Genomic DNA, 1,240 nt, shown 5'->3' on the forward strand with positions numbered 1-1,240 from the left:
GTCTTAGCACAGAAATGCAAGGATTATGAGCTGCTGGTTATTAATGATGGCTCACAAGATGATACGGAAGTGGTCATCAGCGAGTTGACAGCACAATACCCAGGCACTTTTCGGGCCATTACTCAACCTAATAAAGGTTTAGCTGCTACCAGAAACCGCGGCGTTTTGGAGACTTCTGGTCAGTATTTAATGTTTCTTGATGCCGATGATGAGTTGGTCGAACATTCTCTTGGGAGTCTGAGTCAAGCCATTCATTCATACCCTGAGGTAAGTATGGTGATTGGCGCTCATATTTCTGTGGAACCTGATGGCAGGGAACGCTTCCGGCCCAGACCGAAAGTTCCCAACGATAATACAGCCCTATTCAAAATGTATCTTTTGAAGGATGAACTGCCTATTGCCAACGGTGCAACGGCCATGCACAGGGAGATCTTTGACGGGTATCAGTATCCTGTTCACTTTAGATGCGTTGAAGACATCCCCATGTTTGCTTATGTGCTGGCTAACTATCAATGCATCACACTCAACAAGCCTGTCGCCAAAATACATAAACACGATGACAGCATGAGAAACAACGTGAAGCTTGATCTATCTGTTGGTTTGGACCTCATCGATGAGGTCTTCAGCCCGACGAGACTTCCTTGCAAGTTTATGTCACTGAAGTCAAAGTATGAAACCAGACGACTGCTCTCTATTTTCAGATCTCTGTATGTTGCCGGTGAATACCAACACGCCTTGGAGTACTATTGCCAGGCAGTCAGGCAATCGCCTTCTACTTTCTTTAAATCCAGCTATTCTAGAAAAGCATTGAGGGCAATGCTATTCAGCTGGAGAAGATCATCAAAGCGTTAATAGAAAAATAACTCATTGGATCTGACCGCCTTTCGGAAAACTCATCTTCAAAAAAATCTGGGTGATCACGTTTGATCAGAGCTTTTTGCAGACGCTTTCTTAGCCACGTTTTGAATCGGACAGGTCTTCACAAATAATGGTTCATCTCTATGGCCATTATTTTATTTTTTTGCTCTGAGTCATTCGGGGTGTATGAGAATGCAGCGGTCAGTTTCACTGCATCGCCAGTGACAGGGACAAAAATACAATGGAGCCGGAAGGGGCAAACGGGTGCATATCTGTGTTGGCAAGGTGGTCGGCCGGGGAAAACTGAGAAAAAAGCTATCCAGAGCCAGCTAGCAGCCTGTCGGACTTAAGGCTGTCCTACTGCGGTTGCAATAAATTGGTC

General features: G+C 45.2%; 1 protein-coding gene. It reads left to right on the plus strand.

The genetic code is table 11. The features are described 5' to 3' along the window. Positions 1–852, plus strand: an 852-nt coding sequence (locus KDK19_RS16455) for a glycosyltransferase family A protein (RefSeq protein ID WP_257292385.1), incomplete at its 5' end; no start/stop codon positions are given. Between the last annotated feature and the right edge of the window lie 388 nt (positions 853–1,240).

It is taken from the genome of Endozoicomonas sp. ONNA1, from assembly GCF_024606325.1.
Lineage (GTDB): Bacteria > Pseudomonadota > Gammaproteobacteria > Pseudomonadales > Endozoicomonadaceae > Endozoicomonas_A.